We start from the raw sequence: 10,267 nt of genomic DNA on the forward strand, positions 1-10,267 counted from the left end.
GTGACAATCGTCTTTCAGAACAACAAAAAGGAGTCGGGATGAACGCACAATCCCAGGCCAAATCACCAGAAACCCTGCGCGCTATGGTCGCCGGGACGCTGGCGAATTTTCAACATTCAACCCTGAAGCATAATCTGACGACGCTAAAAGCGTTGCACCATGTCGCCTGGATGGATGACACGCTGCACGTTGAGCTGGTGATGCCGTTCGTCTGGCACAGCGCGTTTGAAGTATTAAAAGAGCAATGCAGTGCCGATCTACTGCGTATCACCGGCGCGAAAGCCATTGACTGGAAGCTGTCGCACAACATTGCGACGCTGAAACGCGTGAAAAACCAGCCGGGCATCAACGGTGTGAAAAACATCATTGCCGTCAGTTCCGGTAAAGGTGGGGTAGGGAAATCCTCAACCGCCGTTAACCTGGCGCTGGCGCTTGCTGCGGAAGGGGCGAAGGTCGGTATTCTCGATGCCGATATTTATGGCCCGTCTATCCCGACGATGCTCGGTGCAGAAAATCAGCGCCCGACCTCACCGGACGGCACCCATATGGCGCCGATTATGTCTCATGGCCTGGCAACCAACTCCATTGGTTATCTTGTCACCGACGATAACGCCATGGTGTGGCGCGGCCCAATGGCCAGTAAAGCGCTGCTGCAGATGCTGCAAGAAACGTTATGGCCAGATCTCGATTATCTGGTACTGGATATGCCGCCGGGCACCGGTGACATTCAGCTGACGCTGGCGCAGAACATCCCGGTAACGGGGGCGGTTGTAGTAACCACACCGCAGGACATTGCGCTTATCGATGCCAAAAAAGGCATTGTGATGTTCGAGAAGGTAGAAGTGCCGGTTCTGGGCATCGTTGAGAACATGAGTATGCATATCTGCAGCAACTGTGGTCATCATGAGCCGATCTTCGGCACCGGTGGTGCGCAGAAACTGGCCGAGCAGTACCACACCCAGCTGCTGGGACAAATGCCGCTGCATATTTCTCTGCGTGAAGACCTCGATCGCGGTACGCCGACGGTTATCAGCCGCCCAGACAGCGAATTTACCGCCATTTACCGTGACTTGGCAGGGCGCGTGGCAGCGCAGCTGTACTGGCAGGGTGAAGTTATTCCGGGCGAAATTGCCTTCCGCGCGGTGTAATTTATAGTGTTACAGATATTCACCGCATCAATGTATTATTGATGCGGTGAATACTTAGAGTGAAAAGACTTCGTAATATTGTTTATCCTGCCTGTATAATTCATGTCTTTTTCCGAATAAATCACCTCAATGCATCATTGCAATTGATCAAATCAAATCAAACCAATTAATCTACAATCTCAATTGGTTTTAGCAAGGAAGTTAACCCATAATTAACCGGACCGACGGCGAATGCGCTGTTTTCCACCCATACAGGAATAATGAATGCAATGAAAATTGGTTTATTGTTGGGACTTATTACTCTTGCTTATGGAATGAGTTCATCTGTCTTCGCTTCTGATACTGCCACATTAACCATCAGTGGCAGGGTGACTGAACCGACGTGCAGCGCTGATGTTGTTAACAATAAAGTGCAGCAACGCTGCGGCGGCACCACCTTGACTCCAAACATCCACGAGGTTGCGTCTCATCCTGTAAGAGGCGTGGTGACCGAGCTTGTGCCCCTGGGAGGGGATGCCGCTCGGCAAATAGTGTTAAGCCGTTACGATTAATATACGGAAATTACTATTAAGCACTAATCATGATTATGAATGATTAGTGCTTTTTTATTGTCTTCACGAATAATGTCGAATGATTAATTACGCTAATTTATTAAATGCAAAAATAGTATTCGCCATTACTTATTTGTTGTAATTATATTGCTGTTTATAACTTGTTTTAAATCAATAAAACAAGGTGTTTACATTGCGGTAACGTTTCTTGTGTGCGAATTTAATTTCAAGAGTTGAACCTCTTAACAAATAGAAATTAATTCATTAAGGAAGATACTATGAAACGTTCAATTATTTCTGCTGTTGTACTGTCTGCTGTATTTATGAGTGCTGGGGCGTTTGCTGCTGGGGAAGAAGGTAGCCTAATTATTAATGGGGAAATTACAGGGTCCTCTTGCTATTTTGATGGCGGCAAAGATTCTGAAACTCTTCAATTGAAAACCGTTGATGCGTCACTTTTTTCGAATAAAGCTGCGGGGGAGGAGGTTGAAGGCAATGCCACAAAAACAACAAATATGAAAATAGTTTGCCCAGGGAGCACAAAATTAAAAAGTATAAACATCACGAATGTAACTTTTGGCGATAACGGCATTATTAGACCAACAGATGGGGCGGATACTAACGTTGGTTTTAAACTTAAAATGGACGATAAACATATTGATAGCACCGGTATTATTGATATTGCATCTTTAAATAAGACGCTGACGAGTAGCGGTGAGATCTATGATTTGCAATTTGATGCTGACTATTCTCGATTGAATTTAGATCCGGTTAAAAATGGTCAACTTAGCGCCACAGTCACTTTTTCTGTTTCGGCTGAATAAATTATTTTGCCGGTAATTATTACCGGCATTATTTTGGATGGCACAGTATGAAACGAATATTTATCTCAATGCTCGCGATATACTCTTTTTCTGGGCATGCTGGGGTCGTGATATATGGCACTCGTGTTATTTACCCAGCAGAAAAGAAAGAAGTATTGGTACAATTGATGAACCAGGGTGAACGCCCTGCACTGGTACAGTCATGGATTGATGACGGCGACAGCTCATTGCCACCGGAAAAAATTCACGTACCATTTATGCTGACTCCTCCGGTGGCTAAGATAGCAGCGGACTCTGGTCAACAGTTGAAAATTAAAAAAATGCCGAATATGTTGCCAAATAACAAAGAAAGCTTGTTTTATCTTAATGTACTGGATATTCCGCCTAACAATCCTGACAGTACCGGTAAAAATGTACTCAAATTTGCCATGCAAAACCGGATTAAACTCTTCTATCGTCCTAAAGGTATTGCGGCCGTTAATAAAAATACTTTCCATAAACTGTCGTTAACACACAGTGGTAATGGTTATTCTATCAGAAATGATGCTGCTAACTGGGTTACGGTGACAGAAGTTAAAGCTAATAATGTCAAAATCAACAATGAAAGTATTATGCTTGCTCCTCTCTCCAGTGAAAAAGTGGCATTGAAGAATATCAACGCCAGCCAGTATAAATTCACCATTATTGACGATCACGGTAATTATATTAGCGATAACGTCAGCCTAAAATAACAGGAGTTGATTATGTTAAGGATGACTCCGATTGCTTCGGCGGTATTACTGTTGCTGCTCGGTATCGACGCCCACGCCGCAGAAGAAACGTTTGACACTAACTTTATGATGGGGGGTATGAAGGGCGAGAAAGTTTCCGATTTCCGCCTCGATGATAATCAACCGTTATCCGGGCAATATGACATCGATATCTATGTCAATAAACAGTGGCGTGGCAAGTATGACATCATCGTTAAGGATAACCCGGATGACACCTGTTTATCTCGCGACGTATTCACGCGTCTGGGGATAAATATACAAGCGTTGGACAAGCAGAATGAATGCCCAACCTTGAAACAGGCGGTGCAAGGAGGCAGTTATGCCTGGGATATCGGCACGTTTCGCCTGGATCTCAGCGTCCCGCAGGCCTATGTGGATGAACTGGAGAATGGCTATGTTCCTCCAGAAAACTGGGATCGTGGCATCAATGCCTTTTATACCTCGTACTACGCCAGCCAGTATTACAGCGATTATAAGGATTCTGGTAACAGCAAAAGTACCTATGCGCGTTTTACCAGTGGGTTAAATCTGCTGGGGTGGCAGTTGCATTCTGATGCCAGCTATAACAAAACTGATGACAGCAGCGGGGAATGGAAAAGTAATACCCTGTATCTGGAACGTGGCATACCGCAAATTCTGGGCACTCTGCGTGCCGGGGATATGTATACCTCATCAGATATTTTTGACGCAGTGCGCTTTCGTGGCGTGCGGCTGTATCGCGATATGCAGATGTTGCCAAACTCAAAGCAGAATTTTACGCCGCTGGTTCAGGGGATTGCGCAAAGCAACGCGCTGGTCACCATCGAACAGAACGGCTTTGTCGTTTACCAGAAAGAGGTTCCACCTGGCCCGTTCTCTATTGCTGATTTGCAGCTTGCAGGCGGTGGTGCGGATCTTGACGTCAGTATCAAAGAGGCTGACGGATCGGTAACAACTTATCTGGTGCCGTATGCGGCGGTGCCCAATATGCTGCAGCCCGGGGTGTCAAAATATGATTTTGCTGCCGGGCGTAGCCATATCGAAGGCGCCAGCAACCAGACCGATTTTGCGCAGATGAGCTACCAATATGGGCTGAATAATCTGTTAACGCTGTACGGCGGTACCATGCTGGCGGATAACTACAATGCGTTTACGTTGGGTACCGGCTGGAATACGCGTATTGGTGCGATTTCCGTCGATGCAACCCAGTCCCACAGTAAGCAGGATAGCGGTGACGTGTTTGACGGGCAGAGCTACCAGATTGCTTATAATAAATATTTGACGCAAACCGCCACCCGTTTTGGCCTGGCGGCGTATCGCTACTCTTCCAAAGATTATCGTACATTTAACGATCACGTCTGGGCCAATAACAAGAATAATTATCATCGCGATGAAAATGATGTGTATGACATTGCGGATTATTATCAGAACGATTTTGGCCGAAAAAACAGCTTTTCAGCTAACGTCAGCCAGTCTTTGCCGCAGGGTTGGGGTTCATTTTCTCTCAGTACGCTGTGGCGGGATTACTGGGGGCGCAGCGGCAACAGCAAAGATTATCAACTGAGCTATTCCAATAGCTGGCAGCGGATTAGCTACACTTTTTCAGCCAGTCAGACTTACAACGAGGACCATCACGAAGATAAGCGGTTTAACATCTTTGTTTCTATTCCGTTCGACTGGGGGGATGATATTAACGCCCAGCGCCGACATCTGTATGTGTCTAACTCGACTACCTTTGATGATGACGGTTTTGCCTCTAACAATACCGGGTTTTCCGGCACCGCAGGCAGTCGCGATCAGTTTAATTACGGCGTCAACCTGAGTCATCAACGGCAGGACAGCGAAACGACGGCGGGGGGCAATCTGACCTGGAATGCGCCGATCGCGACGCTGAACGGCAGCTACAGCCAGTCGTCTAAATATACACAAACTGGCGGCAGTATTTCCGGGGGACTGGTGGCCTGGTCTGGGGGCGTGAATTTAGCCAACCGGCTATCAGAAACGTTTACCGTGATGCATGCGCCGGGTTTGGAAGGGGCATATGTGAATGGGCAGAAATACCGTACCACCAACCGCAATGGCGTGGTGGTCTACGACGGCTTAACGCCTTATCGTGAAAACCACCTGACGCTGGATGTGTCTAATGCCAATAGTGAAACCGACCTGCAAGGCAATCGCCGTAGCGCCGCGCCGTACCGGGGAGCGGTTGTGCTGGCAACGTTTGATACCGACCAACGTAAACCCTTGTATATCCGGGCGCAGCGCCCTGATGGTTCACCGCTGACGTTTGGTTACGAAGTAGAGGATATTCATGGACACAATATCGGCGTGGTAGGTCAGGGAAGTCAGCTCTTTATTCGCACCAATGAAGTGCCATCAGAGATAAAAGTGGCGGTCAATAAACAACAGGGACTTTCATGCTCAATCACTTTCGGCAAAACGATTGATGAAAGTAAAGTTTATATTTGTCGGTGAGAGGTGGATATGAAGTATTTATTTTTTTTAATTGCATTAATTAGTTTTGGTGCAAGTAGTCATTGTTATATTTCTAATGGGTCTGAAATATATGTGTCTGGCGATGAATTAAAACTTGATAATATGAAAGGTAATGTTGTCAATATATCCAACTTTAAATTTACTCATAAACCTATATGTAGAAATTTATTTGACATGGGGGCTGATACTGTATTTAATATAAAATCCCCCAATGAAACATATTATGTATACCATGCTGATGCTGGTGATATATATTTGAGAGCTACATTTTCTTCTGACCCTGCACTTATCTTGTATGATAAAAAAGACTCTTTTACAGAGATGGATGTAGGGAAAATAAATAAGACAGAGATTACCTTAACTTTTGATGTTGTTTCAAAAGCTACTGGGGTAAGTGGAAATGCAAAAAATATAAATGAGGGCATCCAGATAAATTTTATTCCTGAGAAGTGTATTTTCTCAGGATGTTGGAGTGGGCGTGATAATACGAATCATTATTATCGAGTGACTTATATCCCACAAATCAAGCAAATGACAAAAACTTGTAGATTTAATGATGGTGTACTTACCGCGCCGGCAATTACGATATCAGATTTAAATAATAATACGTCCAGGTATCTAAAACTTGAACCTACATCAGGTAACGTATCTTTTATTTGCAATAAAGGATTGTCCTCTTATTCTTTTAAGTATCATTTTGAGTCGGAGAATATTCAAGGTAACATCCTAAAAAATGAGCATGAAAATAAATATGGAGGTGCTGGAGATGTTGGGTTTGAAATCTCACTAAATGGAAGTCAAGCAATTAGTTTTAGTGCAGGGAATAGTTCCAGCTATGATCTTTTGAATTTTAAAGATATAACACCAGAAGAACAGCGTGTTGACTTAAATCTATATGGGAGATATGTTGCATATGGACAAAATATTCGACCAGGTAAAGTGCAAAGTAGGGTTAAGGTTGTTACGGAATACGAGTGATATTTAATTGACGCACCCTTTGTATAGGGTGCGTATTTTTTTACCGGTGATAAAAAATCTCGCCGTCGTAGGCTTTGATGATCTTGCCATCGGCATCATTGACCAGCACATACGCGCCACCCATGTAGGTCCAGTGGGTGCCTGCCGTCGGTGCGGGTAGGTTGCGCAGGTTCCACTGCTTAATGGTGTATTCTTCGGTGAGATACAGGGGCGGAACCTTGTCACCGGGTTTGAAATGGGTAAAGTCAGCAATAAAGCCGCTCAGCTCATATTTATCGATGCCTTTAGGGGCTGCGATGGCGGCAGGCGCTGCCCAGACGGTGCTGGTTACGAGCAGCAGTGCACCCAGCAACATTTTATTCTTCATACCCATCCTCTCTACTCATTCGGGTCGTCAACAACGGTCGTGTATCATTCCGGGCTTACAGGATATCTGACAAGCACTATTTTGTGAGAACTCCAGTTATTTCGTAAAAAGTGTAAATGAAGTACGAGCAGGCGGCAACGTTGAACCGCAATTTAGCAATACCGCTGCTGCTCTGCAATTTACATCAGTTTGTTGTGATGCAGTCACAGGACGACATCGCAAGATGTCAGCATCTTTACTATCTTCAATCAATAAAGGCGACCGAAGTCGCCTTATGATTGTTTACCCCTTGGAAAGTTGGGCTTTTACGACTGTATCGGCTTCAACTTTAAGAGAGAGTACATAACCTTGTTTCTTCCATAAACCGTTATTAGGTTTCCATCCTTTAGCAAGGAGATATTCAGCACTGGTAGAAATTGGTTGATTTAGTACGTGATCGGCATCAGCAGTAAATGCGTTAGAGCCTGATTTAGCCTTCGCATTTTGCGCTTTGGTTTTGTGAATATCACAAGTCCCATCACCATCACTAACTTGTGTGCAACCAGAACTCTCTAATTGATCGCGATAGTGTGCATTAATTGCATGGGCAGGCATAACGGCGAAAGAGCATACAAGTGCAATCAGGGCTAATTTAGTTTTCATGATAAACCTTAGTTATGATGAGAATGTTTTTTTGCATCCAGTTTACGGCTATTTTCCGTATAAGTCTGGTAACGATCGGCGTTGGCGCGATTATCAGCATGATATTGCTCAAAGCACGCGGTACGATCAATGCCGTTAGCTTCACAATCATCAAGATATTGTTTTTCCAGATTACAACCGGAAAGTGAAAAAGCGCCTGCTACGATAGCTATCATCATTAATTTATTATACTTCATTTCCAAGCCTATAATTAATTATTATTACACTAACCCGCCATTTTTGAAATGACGATGTTATACATCACCTGATAAATACACCTGGAGCGACAAGGCATAAAGAAACGATTGCGGAAACAATCACTCCTTTTGTCATGTTATTGTTAACCTTAAGAGGTATAGACAAAAACCTTTTTATCCATATGAAACATCAATGTGTTTGATTGATATAAAGCCTAACCGTGGTTATCGGTATAAATCAATACAGATTAATCTTTAAATCATAATATTTTTTAGTGAAGTGAAATAACTATCTGATAGGTCAAGGGTTTAGATGACAACAGAGATCACAAAAAAGCATCCGGGGCTATGGCTTTAGGGTGTGTATTTTTTATTTAATGTTTACATGTAGATAAGTTACCTTTAAAAGAGGGGGCCCGCCTCATTAAATAGCAAAATAACGATTTAACTGTCCGATCAGAAGAATGAGTATCGTTATAAAAGGATGCTTCAAAATGAGCTAACAAATACTTTTTAACCCGTTCTTTAATTATTTGAAAAACTTATTAGCTGAGTTATTTAAAACACAATCATAAAAAACGAGAATTAAATTTTTTCTCCTTCATTTTATTAATAAATCACGTTATCGATTACAAATCTCAAAAGCCGATACAAAATAAAAAAGATCGTATGAGAGAATATCGATTTCCTCTATTGTCGCTTTATAACGTGTCTCTTATTCATCGGGAAAATTGAGCGCATGAATTGTGAAATTGATTGAAACTCCTTGCACCTGTTCTGGATAATGCCAGCGTAGGGGGCCAAAATTTGGCCTACTTATCATGAGATTGCATCTCTTTTTGTCCGTGCTGAATGCACTTGAGGTACAAAAAGGGGTTAATCATGAGGTACAGAACTCTTCCATACACGTTTCAACGAAACGGCAATTACTATCTGCAAATCCGGCTTTCAAATGGCAGGATGTATAAAAAATCCCTTCTCACTGATAGTTATCGTGAAGCATCTGCTTTGATGGTTGGTGTTATTCCGCACATTCCTTTTGTTAAATCATTAGCTACACCGATCCCGATGTTTGATGCTTTTGTATCAAACCTGATTGTGTCAGAACGTAAGACAGTGAAAGTTCCGCAGTTACTCAGTCAGCCGATTGTTGTACCTACTGAAATCGTTGAGCCAGTGGCACAAGTTGTATCGGAAAGGGTGCTAACCCTTTCGGATACATGGGCGATGTACAAAGATGAAAAAGGGCGCAACTGGACGAAATCGATCTCAATGGCAAATGAGCGTTACATGGAAGTGTTGCTAACTGTCTTGGGAGGCGAAACTGATGTAACGATGATCACAAAGCAGGACATTAAGCAGGTGATGGAAGTTGTTGAGAACCTCCCTAAGCGCGTTGTACAGCCTTATCGATCAATGACCATCCAGCAACTGATAGAATGTGATGATGTGCCACCGGATGATCTCGTGGGTGTTGAAGCTATTCATAAGCACCTCAAAATCTACAAATCCTTGTTTAAAACTTTTCTCACTGAAAGCAAAGACGTTTTGCAGAAGTCCCCAACTGATGGAGTAGTGGCAGCACCTTCAAAAGCGAGGTTCGGTGCTTACAGCACAGCAGAGATGAAAAAGTTTGTGGGGTGGGCGCTAAAACAGCCTGACAACTGGCAAAAGTGGATCACATTGCTGCTGGCATACACCGGAGCCAGAAGAGGCGAGATTGCCAAACTGGAGAAGTCACAGATAAAATTCGATGAAGACAGCCAACGGCATTACTTCCTTATTGCAGAGGGAGGGCAGGGGAAAACTGAAAATGCTACCAGACAAGTAGTGATCCACTCGAAATTGATCGAATGGGGATTTATGGACTACGTTGATCGCCAATGGAAGGAGCGGATTTTCTCAGAAGTTGCAGGAACGAACATGACGAAGATAGGAAAAATGTTTTCAGATCTCCGTGATCAGCTTGGTATTGCGTATCTCGATGATTACGGGCAAAGACGGCTTTTGCACAGTATTCGTCATTCTGTTTGCTCTACTGCGATGGCTGGATGGGTAAAGAACATTCTGCATCTACAACAAACGGTTGGTCACGAGAAAAGTGGCGGGATTACTAAACGCTATTTACATACATTCCCACTGCAAAGCATTTGCTATGTGATCGATGGTTTAAATTGGGAATGATAAATTTTGGTTATGTTCTTGTATTTATTTGTATTTTCATGGAAGATGATTTATCTGTATACTTCTAAGGAAGGTGCGAACAAGTTCCTGAT

10 protein-coding genes are annotated in these 10,267 nt (G+C 43.6%); 7 read left to right on the forward strand and 3 right to left on the reverse strand.

Translation table 11 applies throughout. The features are described 5' to 3' along the window. The first annotated feature begins 38 nt into the window (after positions 1–38). From apbC to FDW88_RS14600, 6 genes are all read left to right on the forward strand, one after another. Complete coding sequence (gene apbC / locus FDW88_RS14575) at positions 39–1,148, forward strand: iron-sulfur cluster carrier protein ApbC (RefSeq protein ID WP_135321320.1); 1,110 nt, start codon at positions 39–41, stop codon at positions 1,146–1,148. Positions 1,149–1,417: 269 nt separating this feature from the next. Further along, a complete protein-coding gene (locus FDW88_RS14580; RefSeq protein WP_137362827.1) occupies positions 1,418–1,699 on the forward strand; it encodes a DUF2574 family protein in 282 nt (93 codons plus the stop codon). 278 nt (positions 1,700–1,977) lie between these two features. Beyond that, positions 1,978–2,523, forward strand: a complete 546-nt coding sequence (locus FDW88_RS14585; RefSeq protein ID WP_137362828.1) for a fimbrial protein — start codon at positions 1,978–1,980, stop codon at positions 2,521–2,523. A gap of 47 nt (positions 2,524–2,570) precedes the next feature. Beyond that, complete coding sequence (locus FDW88_RS14590) at positions 2,571–3,254, forward strand: fimbria/pilus periplasmic chaperone (RefSeq protein ID WP_137362829.1); 684 nt, start codon at positions 2,571–2,573, stop codon at positions 3,252–3,254. Between the two features lie 12 nt (positions 3,255–3,266). After that, positions 3,267–5,747 (forward strand): fimbrial biogenesis outer membrane usher protein, encoded by a 2,481-nt coding sequence (locus FDW88_RS14595; RefSeq protein WP_137362830.1) that lies wholly within the window; start codon positions 3,267–3,269, stop codon positions 5,745–5,747. Positions 5,748–5,756: 9 nt separating this feature from the next. Next, positions 5,757–6,746 (forward strand): fimbrial protein, encoded by a 990-nt coding sequence (locus tag FDW88_RS14600; protein ID WP_137362831.1) that lies wholly within the window; start codon positions 5,757–5,759, stop codon positions 6,744–6,746. Between the two features lie 40 nt (positions 6,747–6,786). On the opposite strand, the gene FDW88_RS14605 is transcribed toward FDW88_RS14600, so the two are convergent. The 3 genes from FDW88_RS14605 to FDW88_RS14615 all read right to left on the reverse strand — a co-directional run bounded on the left by FDW88_RS14605 (position 6,787) and on the right by FDW88_RS14615 (position 7,991). Then, on the reverse strand, positions 6,787–7,119 hold the full coding sequence (locus FDW88_RS14605; RefSeq protein ID WP_096756518.1) for an RcnB family protein: 333 nt from the start codon (positions 7,117–7,119) through the stop codon (positions 6,787–6,789). Positions 7,120–7,395: 276 nt separating this feature from the next. Then, on the reverse strand, positions 7,396–7,755 hold the full coding sequence (locus FDW88_RS14610) for a hypothetical protein (protein WP_137362832.1): 360 nt from the start codon (positions 7,753–7,755) through the stop codon (positions 7,396–7,398). Between the two features lie 8 nt (positions 7,756–7,763). After that, complete coding sequence (locus FDW88_RS14615; protein WP_117343479.1) at positions 7,764–7,991, reverse strand: hypothetical protein; 228 nt, start codon at positions 7,989–7,991, stop codon at positions 7,764–7,766. Positions 7,992–8,873: 882 nt separating this feature from the next. On the opposite strand from FDW88_RS14615, the gene FDW88_RS14620 reads away from it, so the two are divergent. After that, positions 8,874–10,175 carry a tyrosine-type recombinase/integrase gene (locus FDW88_RS14620; RefSeq protein WP_137362833.1) on the forward strand — a complete coding sequence of 434 codons (1,302 nt, stop codon included), beginning with the start codon at positions 8,874–8,876 and terminating at the stop codon, positions 10,173–10,175. The last annotated feature ends 92 nt before the right edge of the window (positions 10,176–10,267 follow it).

The sequence above is a fragment of the Citrobacter sp. wls829 genome, assembly GCF_005280825.1.
Lineage (GTDB): Bacteria > Pseudomonadota > Gammaproteobacteria > Enterobacterales > Enterobacteriaceae > Citrobacter > Citrobacter gillenii.